Origin of the sequence: Pseudoduganella plicata, from assembly GCF_004421005.1 — a bacterium.
GTDB lineage: Bacteria > Pseudomonadota > Gammaproteobacteria > Burkholderiales > Burkholderiaceae_D > Rugamonas > Rugamonas plicata.
This window is the reverse complement of record NZ_CP038026.1, coordinates 4,157,634-4,177,432: the sequence shown is the minus strand read 5'-3', so window position 1 is coordinate 4,177,432 and position 19,799 is coordinate 4,157,634. Positions and strand designations below refer to the sequence as shown.

The following is a 19,799-nucleotide window of genomic DNA, read 5'->3' as shown; positions in this document are numbered from 1 at the left end:
CGGTACTTAGGCGGGTTTGATCCGGTCGAGCAGGTGCGCCAGGATGTCGGCCATGGCCACGCCGTCCGCTTCCGCTTCGAAGTTGCGCAGCACGCGGTGCGCCAGCACCGGCAGCAGCATTGCGGCGATATCGTCGCGCGTGACGGCCAGGCGGCCATGCATCAGTGCGCGCGCTTTCGATGCCAGCACCAGCGCCTGGCCGGCGCGGGGACCGGCACCCCAGCCGACGTGCTTCTTGACGGCATCGACGGACGTTTCGGCCGGCCGCGTCGCACGCACGAGGCGCGTTGCGTAGCGCAGCAGGTGCTCGCCGATTTCGATGTCGCGTACCAGCGCCTGCAGGCGCAGCAGCGCGGCCACGTCCATTGCGGCCGGCGCATCCTGCAGCGCGCCATGCGTGGTGTTCGAGACCATGGCGATCTCTTCGTCCTCGCTCGGATAGCCCACGTCGATGCGCAGCAGGAAGCGGTCCAGCTGCGCTTCCGGCAGTGGATACGTGCCGGCCTGCTCGATCGGGTTCTGCGTCGCCAGCACGAAGAAGGGGCGCGGCAGTTCATGGGTCTGGCCGGCGAACGTCACGGCGCGTTCCTGCATCGCTTCCAGCAGTGCGGACTGCGTTTTCGGCGGCGCGCGGTTGATCTCGTCGGCCAGCAGCACCTGCGTGAACACCGGCCCCTGCTGGAAGCGGAACTCGCGCTTGCGCGTGGCCGTATCCTCTTCCAGGATCTCCGTGCCGACGATATCGGAGGGCATCAGGTCAGGCGTGAACTGCACGCGGCGGAACTGCATGTCCGTGGCCTGCGCCAGCGATTTGACCAGCAGCGTCTTGCCCAGCCCCGGCACGCCCTCGACCAGCGCGTGACCGCCCGCCAGCAGGCAAATCAAGAGCGACTCGATCACCTCATGCTGGCCGACGATGACGCTGCTCATGCTGGCGCGCAGCGCTTTCACCTTGTTCGTCAGCGCCGCGATTTCCTGTTCGTTCCACTCGATATTCATGCCGCTTTCCGCCATTCCCTCATGCTCCCAATGCGTACTGAATGATGTTCACCGCAAACCGCGTGTTATCGACCGCCAGCCAGCGCTTGTTGCGGAAGTCGTAGTCCCACTCGCAGCCGTAGTCCTTGTTGCTGTACAAGACTCCGATGCGGCCCTTCACCTCGATCGCCTGCAGGTACTCGTGCACCAGGTCGTCGCCCCAGCCATTGAGCTCCATCCCCGTGTTGGGCGGCCCGTCGAAACGGAAGAAGCACGAATACAGCGGATGCGTGTTGGGAATCCTGTGCAGGGCTTTCGCGCCGAAGATGCGCGCCATCTCCGCCTCGAACGATTTCGCAAAGAGCCCGTCGATATCGTGGTTGCAGTCGTCGACAAAGACAAAACCGCCACCCTTCACGTAGCGCTCGAAGTTCTTGCGTTCCGCGTCCGTGAACTGCACCAGCTTGTGGCCGGCCAGGTAGCAGAACGGCGCCTCCAGCATCTTCGGGTCGGATAACGCGACGATCCGCTCCGTCGTATCGACTTTCAACGTCGTGTACTCGACGAGGGAGTTCAGCACATTGCTTGGCATGCGGATATCCACATCCCAGTCGCCCGACTCGTAGGTCAGGCGCGTGAAATAGAAATCGTATGCCAAGCCGTGCTCCCGCGCGTCAGACGGCGTCCGACAGCGACGTGAAGTTGAAGTCGCGCACGCGCATCGCCGGAATCATCATGCGGAAGCGCGAATTCGCGTCGCCGATCAGCATCGGTTTGCCCAGCTCGTCGATATTGTTCAGCATGACGACAGGGCTCTCATTGAAGCGGAAGTTCTTGATCGGGTGGCGGATCTTGCCGTTCTCGATGTAGAACGTGCCGTCGCGCGTCAACCCGGTCAGCAGCACCGACTGCGGATCGACCATGCGGATATACCACGTGCGCGTGACGAGGATGCCCTTCCTGGTTTCCGCGATCAGCTGTTCGGTGGACTTGCTGCCGCCGGCCATGATGATGTTGCCGTGATCGGCGCTGGCCGGCTTGCCGGACTTCTGCGCCCAGTAGCGGTCGTAGTCGAGCGACGCCACCTGGCCATTTTTGATCAGGTCCGTTTTCCGGCGTGCCATCATCGACTGCTGTTCCCACGGCAGCACGGGCGCGTTGGCGTCCCACGGGTCGGCCCAGACGTTGACCTTCTCGTCGAACAGCCGGTCGCCCAGGCGGTTGCCACCGCCCTTCTTCGCCAGGAAGCTGCGGCCTTCGTCGGCCTGGCGGGCATCGAACGCGCCAAACATGAAGTTGAGCATATCGGACGATGCCGACGGCTCCAGCACCACTGTGTAGCGGCCCGGCTCCAGCGCCTTGGCCTCGACGGAACGCAGCGCCTTCTCGATGGCGATCTCGGAAGCGGCGCGGGCATCGAAGCTTTTCGGGTCGTAGGCCGCGCGGTTGACCCAGCCCGAGCCCCGGCCGTCTTCCGTGCGCGTCGTCACGGTGAAATTCAGGCTGGCCAGTTCCTGGTAGCCGAACACGCCATTCGAGTTGGCGATGCATTCGAAGCCCGTGCTGTCTGAGAAGAAGCCGGCGGCGACAAGGCCCTTCTTGCGTGCCGCGTCAATGCTCTGGAACGCCATTTCGGCCCGGTATTCGGGGCTGAAGGCATCGGCGTTCTTGTTGTAGGTTGGCGTGGCGCGGAATTCCTGTTTGCCGACGGCCGGCATGAACTCCGGGTTTTCCGGTGCCAGACGCGCCACTTCCTCGGCGCGGCGCACGGCCTTTTCCAGCGACTTGTCGTCGAACTCGTTGATCTGCGCCGTGCCCTGGCGCTTGCCGAAGGCGACGGAGACGGACAGCTGCGTGTCCTCCACCAGCCCCGCCGTCGAGACGCTGTTGCGCGCATAGCGCACATTGCCCTTGCGCGAGCCGGAGATCGACACGCGGCATTCGTCGGCTTTCGTCAGCGCCATCACCTTGGCGCTGATGCGCTTTGCTTCATCCTGGTTCAGTAATTTCATGACGTTTTCTTGTGGGGTCAGGCGATCTTGCGCGCCGTGTTGATCACGTTGATGCCGTTGAAGCGCGTCGTGCTCGATCCATGCGACACGGCGCTGATCTGGCTCGGCTGGCCCTTGCCATCGAAGAAGGAGCCGCCCATGCGCCAGTCGCGCTCGTCGCACATGGCCGTGCAGGCGTTCCAGAATTCCTGCGTATTGGCCTGGTAGGCCACGTCGCCCAGCTGCTGCGTGATCTTCCCATCCTTGATTTCATAGAAAAGCTGGCCGCCGAACTGGAAGTTGTAGCGCTGCTGGTCGATGGAGTAAGAGCCGCGGCCAAGGATATAGATGCCTTTTTTGACATCTTTCACCAGTTCGTCCGGCGTCAGCTTGTTCGCGCCAGCGGCAAGCGACACGTTGGGCATGCGCTGGAACTGCACGCTGCTCCAGCTGTCGGCAAACGAGCAGCCGTGCGACTCCTTCTCGCCGATGATGTGGGCCTGGTCGCGCGTGGCCTGATAGTTCACCAGCACGCCATTTTTGATGATGTCCCAGCGCTTGCCTGGCACGCCTTCATCATCGTAGCCGACGGCGCCCAGCGAGCCCGGCGTGGTGCGGTCGGCCACGAAATTGACGATATCGGAACCATACTTGAATTTTTTCGACTGCCATTTGTCCAGCGTGGCAAAGCTGGTGCCGGCGTAATTGGCCTCGTAGCCCAGCACCCGGTCGAGCTCCGTGGCGTGGCCGACGGATTCGTGGATCGTCAGGAACAGGTGTTCGGGCGAGAGCACCAGATCGTACTTGCCCGGCTCGACGCTCTTCGCCGTCAGCTTCTCGCGCGCCTGGCGGCCCGCGGCTTTCGCATCCTCGACGATGTCGTAGGCACCGTGGTACAGCGTGGTGACGCCGCCGGCGGCGCGCACCTTGTGGCGCGGCTGCGCGTCGAAGAACTCATAGCCCATGCCGGCCGGCGACGACAGGCCGTCGCGCGTGCGGAACTTGCCGCTGGCCTTGTCCACGGCCGTGGCGGTAAACGGCGACCACAGACGGTGCACGTCCTGGTCGATGTACGAGCCGTCCGTCGATGCAAAATACTTTTGCTGGTTGACCTGGAACAGCATCGACGTCATGAACGTGGCGCCCGCCGCCAGGCCCGCCTTGTTGGCGGCGATCAGCATCTCGGCCTTCTCCTTGACCGGCACCGTGCGCCAGTCCTTCGTGAACGGCGTGGCCCATGCGACTTCGCCGACGCCCTTGACGGGCGCCAGCTGCACCGGCTCGCTCTGCAGCCGCGCGTTGGCGCGGGCGATCGCCACGGCCTGGCGGGCGGCATCGGCCACTGCGTCCGGCGTCATCACATTGGTCGCCACAAAGCCGTACGCGCCATTGGCCAGCACGCGCACGCCCACGCCGGACGATTCCGTATTGACGATGTTCTCGACGTTGACGTCGCGCGTCGTGATGAACTGGTTCAGGTAACGGCCGATGCGCACGTCGCAATACGACGCGCCGGCCTTGGTGGCCGCGTTCATCGCGGCATCGGCCAGCGATTTCTTGAACTGCACGGCCATGGGGTTCATCAGCTCTTCTGCCGCGATGGCGTTGCCGAAGACGGGGACGAGCAGCGTGCCACCGGCTGCTGCGCCCACTTTCAGGAAGGTACGTCGTTCCACTGTTGCTCCTGTTGCTGTTGCCTGGTTTGCTGCTTTAACGTCTTTGATCCGGGTTGGTGGCTAACGTCGGGGAAAGGCACCGGACTGCGGTGCCCGTCCCCAGTGCCTCACACGGCGTCGGAGAGGGACGTGAAGTTGAAGTCCCGCACCCGCATCGCCGGGATCAGGAGCTGGAACTGGCTTTCGTCGCCGGCCAGGATTTCCGGACGTCCCAGCTCGTCGATATTGTTCAGCATCGTGACGGGGCTTTCGTTGAAGCGGAAGTTCTTGATCGGATGCTTGATCTTGCCGTTCTCGATGTAGAACGTGCCGTCGCGCGTCAGGCCAGTCAGCAGCACCGATTGCGGATCGACCATGCGGATATACCAGGTGCGGGTCACCAGCACACCCTTTTTCGTGCTGGCGATCAGTTCCGCGGTGGACTTGCTGCCGCCGGCCATGACGATGTTACCCGGTGCGCCCACGGCGCGGGCGCCCTGCTTCTTCGCCCAGAACGGCGAGTAGTTCAGCGCGGCGATCTTGCCGTTTTTGATCAGGTCCATCTTCTCGCGCGCCAGCATCGTCTCGGCGTCCCACGGCAGCACGGGCACGTCCGGGTGCCACGGGTCGGCCCAGACGTTGACCTGCTCGTCGAACAGCTTGTCGCCCAGCCGATTCCGGCCGCCCTGCTTCGCCAGGAAGCTGCGGCCTTCATCTGCGCTGCGGGCGTCGAAGCTGTTGAACATGTACGCCATCAGGTCGGAGGTTGCGGCCGGTTCCAGGATGACCGTATAGCGGCCTGGCTCCAGCGCTTTCGCTTCCACCGAGCGCAGGGCTTTTTCGATTGCGACGTCCGATGCGGCGCGGGCGTCGAACTTGCTCACGTCGTTCGCATCGCGGCGCACCCAGCCCGACCCGCGGCCGTCTTCCGTGCGTACGGTGCAAGTGAAGTCGACGTTGGTGCGCTGCTGGTGGCCGAATACGCCGCGCGAATTGGCGATCGTCTCGAATCCGCTTTCGTCGGTGAAGAAGCCGGCTGCGACGAGTTTGTTCTTGCGGCAGGCCTCGATGCTGTAGGCCGCCACCTGGGCGCGAAATTCCGGGTCGATTGCGTCGGTCTTCGCGCTGAACGTCGATGAGCTCTTGAATGCGACGGCGGCAGGCGTCGGCATGAATTCAGGATTTTCCGGTGCCAGGCGCGCCAGGTCCTCGGCCCGGCGCACGGCCTTTTCCAGCGACTTGTCGTCAAACTCGTTGACGCTGGCGGTGCCCTGCTTCTTGCCGAAGGCGACGGAGATCGCGATTTCCGTGTTCTCGACAAGGCCCGCCGTGGAGACGGCGTTGCGGGCATAGCGGATATTGCCGGTGCGCCCGCCCTTGATCGTGACGGTGCATTCGTCGGCCTTGGAGAGGGAAAGCACCTTGTCGGTGATGCGTTTGGTATCGTCCTGGTTCAACATCTTCATCTGGTAGTCCCTCTTATCAGCCGATCTTGCGGGCGGTGTTGATCACGTTGATGCCGTTGAAGCGTGCCGTCGAGGCGCCATGCGAGACGATGCTAGACTGGCTCGGCTGGCCTTTGCCGTCGAAGAACGAGCCGCCCATGCGCCAGTCGCGCTCATCGCACAGTGCCGTGCACGCGTTCCAGAACTCCTGCGTGTTGGCCTGGTAGGCCACGTCTTCCAGCGGCTGCGTGATCTTGCCATCCTTGATTTCGTAGAACAGCTGGCCGCCGAACTGGAAGTTATAGCGCTGCTGGTCGATCGAGAACGAACCGTCGCCGACGATATAGATGCCCTTCTTGACGTCCTTGATCATCTGGTCGGGCGTCAGCTGCTTCTTGCCCGCCTGGAGCGAGACATTCGGCATGCGCTGGAACTGCACGCTGCTCCAGCTGTCCGCGTACGAGCAGCCGTGCGATTCCTTCTCGCCGATGATGTGGGCCTGGTCGCGCGTGGCCTGGTAGTTCACCAGCACGCCGTCCTTGATGATGTCCCAGCGCTTGCACTTGACGCCTTCGTCGTCGTAGCCGACCGCGCCCAGCGAGCCAGGCGTCGTCTTGTCGGCCACGATGTTGACGATGTCGGCACCGTACTTGAATTTCTTCGACTGCCATTTGTCCAGCGTGGCGAAGCTGGTGCCGGCGAAGTTGGCCTCGTAGCCCAGCACGCGGTCCAGCTCCGTCGGGTGGCCGACGGATTCGTGAATCGTCAGCCATAGGTGTTCGGGCGACAGCACCAGGTCGTACTTGCCCGGCTGGACGGATTTGGCCGTCAGCTTCTGCTTGGCCTGTTTGCCGGCGGCGCGCGCATCCTCGATCAGGTCATACGAATTGCGGTACAGCGTGGTGACGCCGCCGGCGGCCTGGAATTTGTCTTCCTTGCGGCCGTCCAGGTATTCGTAGCCCATGCCGACCGGCGTGGACAGGCCCGAACGCGAACGGAACTTGCCGCTCGTCTTGTCCACGGCCGTGGCGAAGAACGGCACCCACAGGCGGTGCAGGTCCTGGTCGATGTAAGAACCGTCGGTCGAGGCAAAGTACTTCTGCTGGTTCACCTGGAACAGCAGCGATTGCATGAACGAAGCGCCTGCCTCCATGCCGGCCTTGTTCCCGGCGATCAGCAGCTCGGCTTTCTCCTTGATCGGCACCGTGCGCCAGTCCTTCTTGAACGGCGTGGCCCATGCGACCTCGCCGACGCCCGGTGTTGGTGCAAGCTGCACCGGTTCGGTCTGCAGTTTGGCATTGGCGCGGGCAATGGCGACGGCCTGGCGCGCAGCGCCAGCCACGCCGTCGGGCGTCATGTCGTTGGTCGCGGCGAAACCGTAGGCGCCGCCCGCGATGACGCGCACGCCGACACCGGCCGATTCCGTGTTCGTGACATTCTCGATATTCAGGTCGCGCGTCGTGATGAACTGGTTCAGGTAGCGGCCCACGCGCACGTCGCAATAGCTGGCGCCCGCCTGCGTGGCCGCCGTCAGCGCCGTATCGGCCAGCATTTTCTTGAACTTCGTTTCCACGGGCCGAACCAGCTCTTCGGCCGCGATGGCCCTGCCGAAGGGTGGCAACAGCATGGTGCCCAGCGCTGCGCCGCCGAGATTGAGAAATGCACGTCGTTCCATAAAGTCTCCAAGTGAATAACACGAGCCGCTGATGAACCGCTGACGAGCCCAAAACATTACCAGCAAACCAATGTGTCGCATACGCAAATATCATGCCATTTTGAAAGTGTTGTACGCGTGCCTACAGGGTCTGTCCGGACAGTGTCCACGGGCGTCCGCGGGCGTCCGATGCGGACACTTGACCGTGCCGTCGTCTTGACTGATGATCAACGCGCTGGCGCGCCCACGAAGCGCCCGCCCCGCCCATCACTTACAGGAGACCCGCATGAAACGATTCTTCGCCGCAGCCCTGCTTGCAGCGGCCAGCAGCGCCCCGGCCCTGGCCGACGATTCCGCCCTCAAGGCCGCGATCGGCGCCAGCTCGCGCACGCCGGACAATGTGAAGCGCGACGCCTATCGCCACCCATACGAGACGCTGACCTTCTTCGGCATCAAGCCGAACATGACGGTGGTGGAACTGGCGCCTGGCGGCGGCTGGTACACGGAGATTCTGGCACCTTACCTGCGCGACCAGGGCAAGCTGATCGCGGCCGGCGCCACGCCGACATCGAAGTCGCCGAACACGGCCAAGGCGGGCGAGCGCTTCAAGGCACGCCTGGATGCGAACCCGACGGTATACGGCAAGGTGCAGCTGGGCGCGTTCGAGCCGGGCAACGGCGTGTTCAATTACGCGCCGGCCGGCAGCGCGGACATGGTGCTCACGTTCCGCAACCTGCACAACTGGACGGAAGGCGGCGACGACAAGCTCAAGGCGCTGCTGGCCAGCGTGCACGCGGCATTGAAGCCGGGCGGCGTGTTCGGCGTGGTGGAGCACCGCCTGCCCGCATCGAAGCCGCAGGAAGCGAAAGCGTCATCGGGCTATATGCACGAGGCGTACGTGATCAAGCTGGTGGAAGGCGCCGGCTTCAAGCTGGCGGCGAAATCGGAGATCAATGCCAATCCGAAGGACACGGCCGATCACAAGGGCGGTGTGTGGGCCTTGCCGCCGACGTATGCCAACAAGGATGAGGACCGGGCCAGGTATGCCGCGATCGGCGAGAGCGACCGCATGACGCTGAAGTTCGTGAAGCAGTAAGGCATTCAAGAGCGCCAGACATCCGTACAAATGGAAAGAGCCGCGGGAACAACGTTCCGGCGGCTCTTTTTTCGTGGATGCCCGCTGTCAGCGACGCTGAATCCGGCTCATGAAGCTGCAAAAAGCGACGAAGCCCGCGACCATGGAGCCGCACACCAGGACAATCGATACAAACAGCTCATTCATGCGGAAACAACTTTCATATTATGACAAGAGCGAGATTATGCTGCATTTGCACATGAAAGAGGTTCACTGAAACGCACTGTTACATGTGTTTTTGCCGAATTTGGTACAAAACTGAAAGGTTTGACAGGTGCGCTTCCAGCTTCGTCGAACGACAGGTGCCGGTCCCACCGACTTTTGTGGACCGGCGATCATCGGTGTTACGGCGCCGCCTTGGCCTTCACTGGCGTGAACGACAGATCGTGGAAGTCATAGCTGAAATCCGTCTCGCTGGAGATCGCCGTCATCTTCATGCGTTCGATCGAGCCGTCCGGGTTGAGCGCGAACGTCACGTAGGCATCGGCGTTGAAGTTGCGCTCCTTCCAGCGCACGATGAACGTGTCGTGCTGGAAGTGCTCCATCTCGCCCGTCAGGTCCGGCGTGCGGGTGAACGTGAAGATCTGTTTTTTACCTTCGTGCCGGATGACGGCATTGCCGTACCACGGATCGCTGTATTCGCCGTCATAGCTGGCACGCGGCAGCGAAGGCTTCGACGCGGCGGCGCGCGCGGCAACAAGCTTGCCCTGGCGCGCCAGTTCGTCGCGGTGGCTCTGCTGCTCCTGCGCGGCGATGATGCCGATCCAGTCGGTCGGCTCCACGCCCAGGTAATGGTCGAGGATGCGCCACTGCAGCGCCGCCATCGAGCCGCTGTTCTCCGCGTTGGTAAAGATCGCCACACCCAGCTTCTGGTCCGGCAGCATCGCCACGCGCGAATAGAACCCTTGCAAGGCACCACCGTGCATCACCATCTTGTACCCGCGGTAGTCACGCACGTAGAAGCCCAGGCCATATGAATTGAAGTTGGCGCGCGTGGCGGCCAGCGCCGGTTTTGGCTCGCTGATCTTCACGGGCGTTTGCGGCGTCCACATCTCGCGCGCCTGCGCGGCACTGAACAGGCGTTTGTCGTCTTCAAACTTGCCGCCGGCCAGCAGCGCGTTCATCCATTTGGCGAAGTCCGCCGCGCTCGTGTTGATGCCGACGGCGCCAACCGCATTCTCGACCGGCATCGGCTTGACGACGGCGATGCGGTCATTGATGCGGCTGTGCGGCGCCGCGTAATCGCTTGAGCCCAGCATCGCCGCCACGCTGGTCGTGGTGCCGTCCATGCCCAGCGGCGCCAGGATCCTCGCGCGGATCGCGTCGCCCCACGGCTTGCCCGTCTTCTGCGCCACGATGCGGCCTGCCACGATGTACAGCAGGTTGTCGTACGCATAGCTGGCGCGAAAGCTCGTCGCCGGCTTCACGTAACGCAGGCGGTGGATGATTTCGTCCGTGCTGAATGTCGTGGTCGGCCACCACAGCAGGTCGCCGGCGCCCAGTCCCAGCCCGCTGCGGTGGACCAGCAGGTCACGCACCGTCATCTCGCGTGTCACGTACGGGTCGTACATCTGGAAGTCCGGCAGGTGCTGCGTCACCGGATCGTCCCATTTCAGCTTGCCCTCGTCGACCAGCTGCGCCAGCGCCGCCGCCGTGAACGCCTTCGAATTGGACGCAATCTCGAACAGCGTATTGCCCGTCACGGGCGCCGGGTCGCCCAGCCTGCGCACGCCGAAGCCTTGCGCGGCCACGACCTTGCCGTCCTTGACGATGGCAATGGCGATGCCCGGCACGTCGAAGGTTTTCAGTACCGTGTTGACGTCGCGTGCGAGGTCGAACGGCGCCGCCGTGGTAATGCTGGCCGTGATGGTGTCGGCCGCGGCCAGCACGGGAACGTGCGACACGCCGGCGCCGAGCGCCGCCAGCAGCAGCGACGCCACGAAAGGTTTTTTCAGGAACATCGAAACTCCGTTATTTCTTCAGCGGCTTATTTGATCAGCTTTGCAACCGACGCCTGCGTCTCCGGGTGGTAGCGCGGGCGGGCCTTGGCGAACACGGCCCGGGCCCATTGCGCCTGCGCCGGATTCTTCAGCAGCGCCGTGTACAGCGGCACGACGAACTTCTGCCGGCCCACGCTCATCAGGAATGCATTCAGCGGTTCGCGCACGTCATAACCGGCATGCACGGCAGCGAGGTAGAAGCGGTAGGCGATCTCGTTGTTCTTGCTGGTGCGCAAAGCGAACGTCTGGTCCAGCTCACGCAGCTGCGCCGCGTTGGCCTTGTTGTCGATGTCGTTCAGGAAGTGCATCCACTCGGTGGCCGTCCAGCCGCGCGCGGTCAGGTCGGCAGTGGCCTGCTCGCCCTTCAGCCATGCGCCGCGCTGGGCATCGACAGCGGCAAAGCGCTGCGACACCACCCGCCTGGCGCTGGCGGGAATGCCGGCGCCGTACAGCCACTCATCGAGCTCGGCCTGCGTCATCACTTCCGGATGCTTGTCCAGCAGGTTGGCCCGCAGGTACGCGAGGAACTGGTCGGTCGTGACGGACTGGAACGCGTGCTGGTCGAACCAGCCGCGCAGGAACGGGTCGAACACTTCGCGGCCGGCGCGCTGCTCCAGCGTGCGCAGGAACCAGGCGCCCTTTGGATAGGCCAGGCCTTCGTCCGTGTACGTGTCCGGATTGACGTCCGGGTCGCGCGTGAGCAGCGCCTGTTTCGCCACGGGGATCTCTTTCAGCGACGCCAGCGCTTCTTCCTGCTCCACCTGCAGGTTCATGTCCGCCACTTCGCTGCCGTACAGCGTTTCGATGACGCGGGTGGTCACGTAGGTGGTGAAGCCTTCGTTCAGCCACCAGTGCTTCCACGACGCGTTCGTGACGAGATTGCCGGACCACGAGTGCGCCAGTTCATGGGCGATCAGGTCGTTCAGGCTGCGGTCGCCGGCGATCATCGTCGGCGTCAGGAACGTCATGCGCGGGTTTTCCATGCCGCCGATGGGGAACGACGGCGGCAGCACCAGCATGTCGTAACGGCCCCACCGATACGAGCCATACAGCGACTCGGCGGCAGCAATCATCTTCTCCGTATCGGCCAGCTCGAACGCGGCGGCCTCGATGCGGGCCGGTTCGGCGTAGACGGCCGTACGCGGGCCCAGGTTGCGTACTTCCAGCTCGCCGATGGCGATCGCCAGCAGGTACGACGGAATCGGCTGCGGCATGCGGAAGGTCCAGCCGCCCTTGCCCGTTGCCTGAGGATTGTTTTCCGCGCTCATGACGACACGCAGCCCGGTCGGCGCTGCCACGCGGGCGGTGTACGTGAAGCGCACGGCCGGCGTGTCCTGTACCGGCACCCACGAGCGCGCGTCGATGGGTTGCGACTGGCTGAACATGAACGGACGCTTGCCTGACAGCGTCTGCGCGGGCGTCATCCACTGCAGCGCGTTGGCCGTCGGCGCCGTGTGATAGTAGATGCGTACCTTGTTCGGCTGGTTCTGTAGCGAGATGCGCAGCGCCTGGCCCTTCCTTGCGTCCGCCTTGTCCAGCATGTACGACGCGGGCGCCCAGCCGCCGGCAGGGGTCTGCACCTGCACGCGCGCGATGCTGAGCTGGCGCGTGTCCAGCACCAGCGTGCGGCTGTTCTTGTCCAGCCAGTTCAGCGTCAGTTCGGCATAGCCGGCCAGCGTCTTGCGGCCGAAGTCGGCCTTCAGGTCCAGGTGCAGCGCCGTGGTGCGCACCTCGTTGTAGCGGGCGTAGCTCAGGGGATCCTGGGCAAACGCGGAGACGGGGCCCAGCAGCGCCAGCGTGATGACGGGCGTCGCTGCGCGCAGTGTGAAGGATGTTCGCATGAAGTCTCTTTCCAAATGACGAAAGCTCGGGCCGGGTGGCGGCGCGGGCGCGGTGAGAATAGCATAGAAGAGGCAGAGTTCTTTGTGGCCGGGATGCACTCCGGGCCTTCTGCTGCACCATCTGATATGATGCGGGCGTTCTTGGGGAGTAGCCTCCTTCCGCCCGGCGGAAGAATCTGCGTCAACATGATCGGTCGACGCAATTGCAACGAGCGGCGACCGTGGTGCAGATGGCCGCAATGCGGCCTGGCGAGACCAATGACTCACGGGCGGCCGCTACTGGGCCGGGGCTGCCCATGGGTCCTTGGTTAACGTCCGGCCCTTGCCACCCATATGGAAGCCTTCCTCGTCTCAACGGGCGTCGTCGCCCTCGCCGAAATCGGCGACAAAACCCAGCTCCTCGCTTTCGTCCTCGCCACGCAATTCCGGCGCCCGCTGCCTATCGTCTTCGGCATTTTTGTCGCCACCGTCGTCAATCACTTCTGCGCGGCCGCCGTGGGCAGCTGGATCACGAACCTGATGGGACCCGACATGCTGCGCTGGGTGCTCGGCATCGGTTTCCTGGCGATGGCCGCCTGGATCATGGTGCCCGACGAGATCGACGAGAACGAGCCGCACAGCAGCCGTTACGGCGTCTTTGCCGCCACCGTCATCACCTTCTTCATTGCCGAAATGGGCGACAAGACGCAGATTGCCACCGTGGCGCTGGCCGCCCGCTTCCACGAGATCGTCGCCGTCGTCATCGGTACCACGCTGGGCATGATGCTGGCGAACGTGCCCGCCGTGTACATCGGCAAGCGCGCCGCCACTGCCGTCAACCTGAAGCTGGTGCACGGCATCGCGGCCGCCATCTTCGTCGTGCTGGGCATTGCCACCTTGATGGGCGTGGGCCAGGCCATCGGCCTGTGATCACCTGACCGGGAGCCAGCGGGGCTTGGTGTCCGTGTGCAGCTCCCGTTCGACAGGGCCGTCGTACTCCGGCTCCAGTGTGCCAAGGGTGACGGCAATGCGCTCGGGGGAGTCCGTGCTGCGCCAGAACAGCGTGGAGCCGCAGACCTTGCAGAAGCCGCGCCGGCCATGCTCGGACGACGCATACTCCGTCACCAGCGCCGCGCCCTGCTCGATAACGTAACCGGCGCGGTCGACGTTGGCATAGGTACCTGCGGCTGCGCCGTGCTGCTTCCGGCACATCGTGCAGTAGCAATGGCTGCTGTGGTGGACGGGCCCGGCGGCGCGATACACCACGCCGCCGCACAGGCATGATCCGTGCAGTGTCTTCATGATGGTCCTCCTTCTGCCGGCAGTATCGCAAAAAACCCGGGACACTCCCCGGTTTCGAGGAAATTTCTTGCAAACAGGGGACTGTCCCGGGTTTTTGACGTCAAAAGAAAAAAGACGGCCCCGAAGGGCCGCCGTAAAGGCAAAACACGCTACGAGGAATCAGGCCGCCAGCGGCAGCGTGGCCAGGGCGACGCCGCCGGCCAGGTGATACGCATGGCGATAACCGTGGCGGCGCAGGCACTCGGCCGCGCGGGTGCTGCGGTTGCCGCTGCGGCAGAAGAAGATCAACGGCGCGCGCGACGCTTCGGGACGCGCGAGCCACTCGGGCAGCCAGGCAGCCAGACGGCTCAGCGGCACATTGATCGCCGCCATGCCGGCGGCGCAGGCGGCGTGTTCGCACGCTTCGCGCACGTCCACGACTTGTGCATCCGGATGTTCGCGCAGCAGTGCCGCCAGCGCCGGCCCATCCAGATGCATGCCTGCCATTGCGGATGCGTCCTGGCCAGCCAGCGCAACGCGCAGACTGGTACAGCACGCACTTTGCTCTTCGATACCGGGGCACAGCAATATATCCGACGGCAGCAGCGCCGCCAGCATGGACGGTGCCAGCATGCCGATGAAGGCATGGGCCGGCACCCCTTGCGCATCGTCCAGCACCCAGCACGTCAGATCGCCGGTGACGGCCAGCTTCCGCAGGCGCCGCTCGCCCAGCATCAACTGCTCGCTGAAGGTGCCACCGCGCGTGGACAATCGCGCCAGCAGCCGAAAGCCATGGCTGTGCAACAGCGTATCGACGCGTGCTTCCAGCGCCGCCTGCGGATCGATCGCGACGCACGTGCGGCTGGCCGCGTCGCAGACGAGCCACGTATTGGCACCGGCGACCGTCAATTGCATCGGACCGTCCAGGCGGGACACGCCCTGCGCGGGCTCCGCCGCCATGCCGGACCGGCGCAACGCTTCGCCACAGCGGGCGATACGCGCGCAGGCGGCGTGGATCGTGGCGGCATCGACGGCGGGCCCGAACGACAGCCGCACGGCACTGCTGCTGCGCCAGGCCGGGAGGCCCATGGCATCGAGGACATAGCTGGGTGCGGCCTTGGCGGCGGAACAGGCGCTGCCCGCCGAGACGCGGATGCCGGCCGCGTCGAACACGTCCAGCAGCTCCTTGCTGGAAAGTCCAGGGACGGAGAAATTGATGGTGGTCGGCAGCGCCTGGGCCAGCGGCGCATTGAAGACGATGCCGGGCAGCGCAGCGCGCAGGCTTTGTACCACCTGGTCGCGCATGGCCGTCAGCCCGGCATGCGTGCGAAACGTGCTGCCATCCTCCAATGCCGCCAGCACGGCGCCCAGCGCGGCGATGCCGGCCATGTTCTCCGTGCCCGAGCGCTGTGCGCCCTCCTGGCCGCCGCCCATCATCAGCGGCGTGAACGGCGCACCGGCGCGCACGTACAGCATGCCGATGCCCTTGGGCGCATACAGCTTGTGGCCGGAAAACGGCGCGTAATCGATGCGGGTCCGGGCGAGGCGCAACGGCAGCTTGCCCAGTGCCTGCACGCAGTCGACCATCCACAGCGCGGGGCTGGCCGACAACACGTTGGCAATGCCATCCAGATCGGAGACGACGCCCGTTTCGTTGTTGGCCGCCATCGTGCAGACGAAAGCTGCCTGCGGCGCCAGCGCGCGCAATGCCGCCAGGTCGTGGCGGCCGTCGCCATCGACGGGCAGCTTGTGCAATGCCAGGTTCAGGCCCAGCAGGCGGTTCCAGTGCGCCAGGCTTTCCGGCACGGCCTTGTGTTCGGTGGCGCCGTAGACAAGCAGCGTGCCCGTCGCTTCGCCCGCGTCGCGCCGTGCGCGGATCGCGCACAATGCGGACAATACGGCTGTCTGGATGCCTTCGGTGGCGCCGCTGTTGAACATCAGGCGACCGTCGCCTGCGTCCAGTACGCGGCGCGCGCGGGCGCGCACGGCATCCATCAGCGCCTTCGCCCTCAAGCCCGTCGCGTGGCTGCTGCTGGGATTGCCATAACAATCCTCCATGGCCAGCACGGCGGCACGCAGCGCTGCCGGCAGGACGGCGGTGGTGGCGTTGCCATCCAGGTAGAGTTCAGTCGTCATCCGGACAGCTTAATTGTTAAGCGCGATAATGTTGTCCTAAAATGACCGAATTTCACGGCCGCAGCAGCATAGGCATTTCAATATCTGCCAAAGGGAAGCATGAACCATCTCGACAAGTTCGATTACGCCATCCTGGGCGCACTGCAGGTGGACGGCACCCTGTCCGTGGCCGAGCTGGCCGAACGTATCGGCCTGACCAGCACACCCTGCTGGAAACGGCTGAAGCGGCTGGAGGACGAAGGTTACCTGGACAGCCGCGTGGCGATCGTCAACCGCCATAAGACGGGCTTGCCGGTCACCGTGTTCGTCAGCGTGCGCACCAGCCAGCACGACGAAAAATGGCTCGAACGCTTTGCCGCGGCCGTGATCGCGCTGCCGGAAGTGCAGGAATTTCACCGCATGAGCGGCGACGTCGATTACCTGCTGAAAGTGGTGACGACCGATATCGCGGGCTATGACCGTTTCTACAAGAAACTCATCCGCACGGCCAACCTGACCGGGGTGTCGTCCGCCTTTTCGATGGAACAGATCAAGTACACGACTGCCCTGCCGCTGGATCTGGTCGCGCACGGCAGCACCGCTGGCTAGCTCTGCAGTAACAATCTCGCCGTGGGATAATGGGAGGATGCTTCCGAAATCTTTCTTTACCGCATTTATCCCGGCGGCAGGAACGGCAAGCGCAACCGAACGACTGCGCGCTTGCGGTGGCGCACTGCTGGGACTTCTCGTCACCGGCGTCACCGCGCATTTGCTGCTGGGGACCGACGCCATCTGGCTGGTCGCACCGATGGGCGCTTCTTCCGTACTGCTGTTCTGCCTGCCCGCCAGCCCGCTGGCGCAACCGTGGTCCGTGGTCGGCGGCAATGTCGTGGCGGCGCTCGTTGGCGCCGCCTGCGTGCGCTGGCTGGGACATGCGCTGCCTATGCCGGTGCTGGCCGCGGTGGCGGCGGCACTCGCCATCGGCGCAATGTTCAGCCTGCGCTGCCTGCACCCGCCCGGCGGTGCCGCGGCACTGACCACCGTGATCGGCGGCCCGGCCGTCCATGCCGCCGGTTTCTCCTTTGTGTTCGGGCCGATCCTGATCGATTCGCTGCTGCTGGTAGCGGCCGCGATCATCTACAACAATCTGACGGGCCGCCGCTATCCGCATAGCCAGGTGCTGGCCCACCCGAATCCGCATGCGACGAAGGACGCGGTACCGACCGTGCGCCTGGGCTTCCGGCCGGAGGACCTGGATGCCGTGCTGAAGCGCTATGGCCAGGTGCTCGACATCAGCCGCGACGATCTGGAAGCGCTGTTCCTGCAGACGGAATTGCGCGCCTACCAGCGCCGCTTCGGGGTCATCAGTTGTGGCGACATCATGTCGAGGGACGTTGTCACTGCCGAGTTCGGCACCAGCCTGCGCGCCGCGTGGCTGGCGATGCGCGGTCACCGCATCGCGGCAGTGCCAGTGCTGAACCCTGCCCGTCGCGTGATTGGCATCGTCACGCAGGGCGACTTCCTGCGCCATAGCGGGCTGGACGATTACCGCTCGATGCGCGAACGGCTGCTGGCGTTCCTGCGTCCCAGCGGCATGTCGCATTCGGAAAAGGCGGAAGTGGTCGGCCAGATCATGACGCCGCGCCCGCGCGTGGCCCGCATCGATACGCCCATTGTCGACCTGGTTCCGCTGATGGCCGACCAGGGGCTGCACCATATTCCCGTTGTCGACGACGAGGAGCGCTTTGTCGGCTTCGTGACGCAGTCAGACGTGGTGGCCGCGCTGTACGAACACCGCCTGGCGGAGGCGGCCGCGGCGGCCTGATTGTCAACGCGGGACCGGATCGCTTATGCTGTCGGCGATTCTTTCCACCCTTCACTTCGAAACGGAATCCCGCATGAACCACCGTGTTATCCCCGCCACCCTGTGCGCTGGCGCCGCCGCGCTGCTGCTGGCGTTCGGCAGTGTCCAGGCCGCGCCCGCGGCGCCCGCAGGCAAGGTCTCGGCAACGGTCTCGGCCGCCGCCAGCAAACAGTTCCTGAAGCTTGCGGACGAGTATTACGACGCCATCGCCCGCTTCGATCCGGTGGGGGCCTCGCAAAACGGCGACAGCCGTTTCGACGACCAGATCGGCATGGCCATCGCGCCGGCCGAGCGCGCCAAACAGTTCGCCCGCCACCGCCAGTTCCAGAAACGGCTCGCCGCCATCGACCGTCGCGCCCTCGTGCGCAGCGACCAGATCAATTACGACGTGCTGGCGTTCGAGCTGAAAACGCTGCTGTCGTACGAACCGTATCCGGACCACCTGCTGCCGATCAGCCAGATGGACAGCCTGCCGATCACGCTGGCCAACTTTGCCGGCGGCGAAGCCTCGCAACCGCTGGGCACCGTCAAGCAGTACGACGCCTACCTGAACCGCCTGACCCAGCTGCCGGCATGGATCGACCAGGCGATCGTCAATATGAAGGACGGCATGCGCACGGGCGTGACGCAGCCGAAGGCAATCATGGTGTCGGCGCTGCCGCAGTTCCAGAAGCTCGTCAGCGCCACCCCGGAACAGAGCATTTATTACACGCCGATCAGCAAGCTGCCGGCCGGTTTCAGCGCCGCCGACAAGGCGCGACTGACGGCCGCCTACCGCAAGACCATCGGCACCAAGCTGATGCCGGCGCTGGCCCGCCTGTCCGCGTTCCTGGAAAAAGAGTACGTTCCGGCGTGCCGCACGACGACCGGTATTGCCGACGTGCCGAACGGCGCCGCCTGGTACCAGGTGCGCGTGGCCGATTCCACGACGACCAACCTGACGCCGGAGCAGATCCATGCGATCGGCTTGAAGGAAGTGGCGCGCATCCAGGGCGAGTTTGCACGCCTCGGCCCGAAGCTGGGCTACGACGGCCCGCCCGCCGGCCTGCCGGTCTGGGTCTCGCAGCAGCCGCGCTTCTTCCCCTTCAAGACGGAAGAGCAGGTGCAGGCCGAGTACCACCGTCTGAACGACTTGCTCGACACCAAGCTGCCGTCGATGTTCACCTTGCTGCCGAAAGCCAAACTGGACCTGCGCCTGGAGCCCGAGCTGAGCCGCGACACCGCGTCGGACCACTACACGGCGCCCGCGGCGGACGGCTCGCGCCCCGGCGTGTTCTGGTCCGTAGTGACGGACCCGACCAAGTACGGCAACACAGGCATGACCACGCTGTTCCTGCATGAAGGCAAGCCGGGCCACCACTTCCACATCGCGCTGATGCAGGAGCTGGGTCTGCCCAACTTCCGCAAGTTCGGCGGCAATACCGCGTTTACCGAAGGCTGGGCGCTGTATGCCGAAACGCTGGGCCGCGAGATGGGCCTGTTCGAGGATCCGGCGCAGTATTTCGGCCACCTGAACGACGAACTGCTGCGCGCCACCCGCCTCGTGGTCGATACCGGCATGCACGCCAAGGGCTGGACGCGCGAGCAGACCATCCAGTACATGAAGGACACGCTGGGCTATGACGCTGTCGCGAAAAGCGAGACGGAACGCTATATGGCGTGGCCGGGCCAGGCGCTGGCCTACAAGATCGGCGCACTGAAGATCATGGAACTGCGTCAGCGTGCCCAAGCGGCGCTGGGCGACAAGTTCAGCCTGCCTGCCTTCCACGAACAGGTGCTGGGCGACGGCACCCTGCCGCTCAGCCTGCTCGAAGCGAAGATCGACCACTGGATCGCGCAGCAGAAAGTAGCCGGCTGAGCG

15 protein-coding genes and 1 riboswitch are annotated in these 19,799 nt (G+C 64.5%); of the genes, 5 read left to right on the top strand and 10 right to left on the bottom strand.

Features of this window, described 5'->3' with window-relative positions; all coding sequences use genetic code 11:
- Positions 1-6: 6 nt before the first annotated feature.
- The 6 genes from E1742_RS18305 to E1742_RS18280 all read right to left on the bottom strand — a co-directional run bounded on the left by E1742_RS18305 (position 7) and on the right by E1742_RS18280 (position 7,744).
- Complete coding sequence (locus E1742_RS18305) at positions 7-999, bottom strand: AAA family ATPase (RefSeq protein WP_134386456.1); 993 nt, start codon at positions 997-999, stop codon at positions 7-9.
- 19 nt (positions 1,000-1,018) lie between these two features.
- Positions 1,019-1,636 carry a DUF4159 domain-containing protein gene (locus tag E1742_RS18300; protein ID WP_134386454.1) on the bottom strand — a complete coding sequence of 206 codons (618 nt, stop codon included), beginning with the start codon at positions 1,634-1,636 and terminating at the stop codon, positions 1,019-1,021.
- 16 nt (positions 1,637-1,652) lie between these two features.
- Positions 1,653-2,990 (bottom strand): TldD/PmbA family protein, encoded by a 1,338-nt coding sequence (locus E1742_RS18295; RefSeq protein ID WP_134386452.1) that lies wholly within the window; start codon positions 2,988-2,990, stop codon positions 1,653-1,655.
- A gap of 17 nt (positions 2,991-3,007) precedes the next feature.
- Positions 3,008-4,645 (bottom strand): TldD/PmbA family protein, encoded by a 1,638-nt coding sequence (locus tag E1742_RS18290; RefSeq protein ID WP_134386450.1) that lies wholly within the window; start codon positions 4,643-4,645, stop codon positions 3,008-3,010.
- A gap of 107 nt (positions 4,646-4,752) precedes the next feature.
- Positions 4,753-6,090, bottom strand: a complete 1,338-nt coding sequence (locus E1742_RS18285) for a TldD/PmbA family protein (RefSeq protein ID WP_134386448.1) — start codon at positions 6,088-6,090, stop codon at positions 4,753-4,755.
- 16 nt (positions 6,091-6,106) lie between these two features.
- Positions 6,107-7,744: a TldD/PmbA family protein gene (locus E1742_RS18280; protein ID WP_134386446.1), complete on the bottom strand. Its 1,638-nt coding sequence runs from the start codon at positions 7,742-7,744 to the stop codon at positions 6,107-6,109.
- Between the two features lie 265 nt (positions 7,745-8,009).
- Here E1742_RS18280 and E1742_RS18275 point away from each other — a divergent pair, with 265 nt between their 5' ends.
- Positions 8,010-8,819 (top strand): class I SAM-dependent methyltransferase, encoded by an 810-nt coding sequence (locus tag E1742_RS18275; protein ID WP_134386444.1) that lies wholly within the window; start codon positions 8,010-8,012, stop codon positions 8,817-8,819.
- Positions 8,820-9,202: 383 nt separating this feature from the next.
- On the opposite strand, the gene E1742_RS18270 is transcribed toward E1742_RS18275, so the two are convergent.
- Complete coding sequence (locus tag E1742_RS18270) at positions 9,203-10,819, bottom strand: serine hydrolase (RefSeq protein ID WP_134386442.1); 1,617 nt, start codon at positions 10,817-10,819, stop codon at positions 9,203-9,205.
- A 26-nt stretch (positions 10,820-10,845) separates the two neighbouring features.
- Complete coding sequence (locus tag E1742_RS18265) at positions 10,846-12,699, bottom strand: M1 family metallopeptidase (protein WP_134386440.1); 1,854 nt, start codon at positions 12,697-12,699, stop codon at positions 10,846-10,848.
- 117 nt (positions 12,700-12,816) lie between these two features.
- A riboswitch (yybP-ykoY riboswitch) is annotated at positions 12,817-13,021 on the top strand.
- Between the two features lie 11 nt (positions 13,022-13,032).
- Here E1742_RS18265 and E1742_RS18260 point away from each other — a divergent pair.
- Positions 13,033-13,608 carry a TMEM165/GDT1 family protein gene (locus E1742_RS18260; RefSeq protein ID WP_134386438.1) on the top strand — a complete coding sequence of 192 codons (576 nt, stop codon included), beginning with the start codon at positions 13,033-13,035 and terminating at the stop codon, positions 13,606-13,608.
- On the opposite strand, the gene E1742_RS18255 is transcribed toward E1742_RS18260, so the two are convergent.
- Together E1742_RS18255 and E1742_RS18250 are read right to left on the bottom strand one after the other, a co-directional pair.
- Positions 13,609-13,980: a GFA family protein gene (locus E1742_RS18255; RefSeq protein ID WP_134386436.1), complete on the bottom strand. Its 372-nt coding sequence runs from the start codon at positions 13,978-13,980 to the stop codon at positions 13,609-13,611.
- Between the two features lie 159 nt (positions 13,981-14,139).
- Positions 14,140-16,095 (bottom strand): aminotransferase class V-fold PLP-dependent enzyme, encoded by a 1,956-nt coding sequence (locus tag E1742_RS18250; RefSeq protein WP_134386434.1) that lies wholly within the window; start codon positions 16,093-16,095, stop codon positions 14,140-14,142.
- A gap of 99 nt (positions 16,096-16,194) precedes the next feature.
- Between E1742_RS18250 and E1742_RS18245 the strand changes: the two genes are divergently transcribed.
- The 3 genes from E1742_RS18245 to E1742_RS18235 all read left to right on the top strand — a co-directional run bounded on the left by E1742_RS18245 (position 16,195) and on the right by E1742_RS18235 (position 19,796).
- Positions 16,195-16,683 (top strand): Lrp/AsnC family transcriptional regulator, encoded by a 489-nt coding sequence (locus E1742_RS18245; RefSeq protein WP_134386432.1) that lies wholly within the window; start codon positions 16,195-16,197, stop codon positions 16,681-16,683.
- A gap of 37 nt (positions 16,684-16,720) precedes the next feature.
- A complete protein-coding gene (locus E1742_RS18240) occupies positions 16,721-17,899 on the top strand; it encodes an HPP family protein (RefSeq protein ID WP_134386430.1) in 1,179 nt (392 codons plus the stop codon).
- Positions 17,900-17,972: 73 nt separating this feature from the next.
- Positions 17,973-19,796, top strand: a complete 1,824-nt coding sequence (locus E1742_RS18235; RefSeq protein ID WP_134386428.1) for a DUF885 domain-containing protein — start codon at positions 17,973-17,975, stop codon at positions 19,794-19,796.
- Positions 19,797-19,799 lie beyond the last annotated feature (3 nt).

Bases quoted from the DNA above. Each gene is read 5' to 3' on its own strand.
- E1742_RS18305 (WP_134386456.1), bottom strand. From the start codon at position 999: ATGAATATCGAGTGGAACGAACAGGAAATCGCGGCGCTGACGAACAAG.
- E1742_RS18235 (WP_134386428.1), top strand. From the start codon at position 17,973: ATGAACCACCGTGTTATCCCCGCCACCCTGTGCGCTGGCGCCGCCGCG.
- E1742_RS18265 (WP_134386440.1), bottom strand. From the start codon at position 12,699: ATGCGAACATCCTTCACACTGCGCGCAGCGACGCCCGTCATCACGCTG.
- E1742_RS18285 (WP_134386448.1), bottom strand. From the start codon at position 6,090: ATGAAGATGTTGAACCAGGACGATACCAAACGCATCACCGACAAGGTG.
- E1742_RS18240 (WP_134386430.1), top strand. From the start codon at position 16,721: ATGCTTCCGAAATCTTTCTTTACCGCATTTATCCCGGCGGCAGGAACG.
- E1742_RS18295 (WP_134386452.1), bottom strand. From the start codon at position 2,990: ATGAAATTACTGAACCAGGATGAAGCAAAGCGCATCAGCGCCAAGGTG.
- E1742_RS18280 (WP_134386446.1), bottom strand. From the start codon at position 7,744: ATGGAACGACGTGCATTTCTCAATCTCGGCGGCGCAGCGCTGGGCACC.
- E1742_RS18270 (WP_134386442.1), bottom strand. From the start codon at position 10,819: ATGTTCCTGAAAAAACCTTTCGTGGCGTCGCTGCTGCTGGCGGCGCTC.
- E1742_RS18260 (WP_134386438.1), top strand. From the start codon at position 13,033: ATGGAAGCCTTCCTCGTCTCAACGGGCGTCGTCGCCCTCGCCGAAATC.
- E1742_RS18275 (WP_134386444.1), top strand. From the start codon at position 8,010: ATGAAACGATTCTTCGCCGCAGCCCTGCTTGCAGCGGCCAGCAGCGCC.
- E1742_RS18255 (WP_134386436.1), bottom strand. From the start codon at position 13,980: ATGAAGACACTGCACGGATCATGCCTGTGCGGCGGCGTGGTGTATCGC.
- E1742_RS18245 (WP_134386432.1), top strand. From the start codon at position 16,195: ATGAACCATCTCGACAAGTTCGATTACGCCATCCTGGGCGCACTGCAG.
- E1742_RS18250 (WP_134386434.1), bottom strand. From the start codon at position 16,095: ATGACGACTGAACTCTACCTGGATGGCAACGCCACCACCGCCGTCCTG.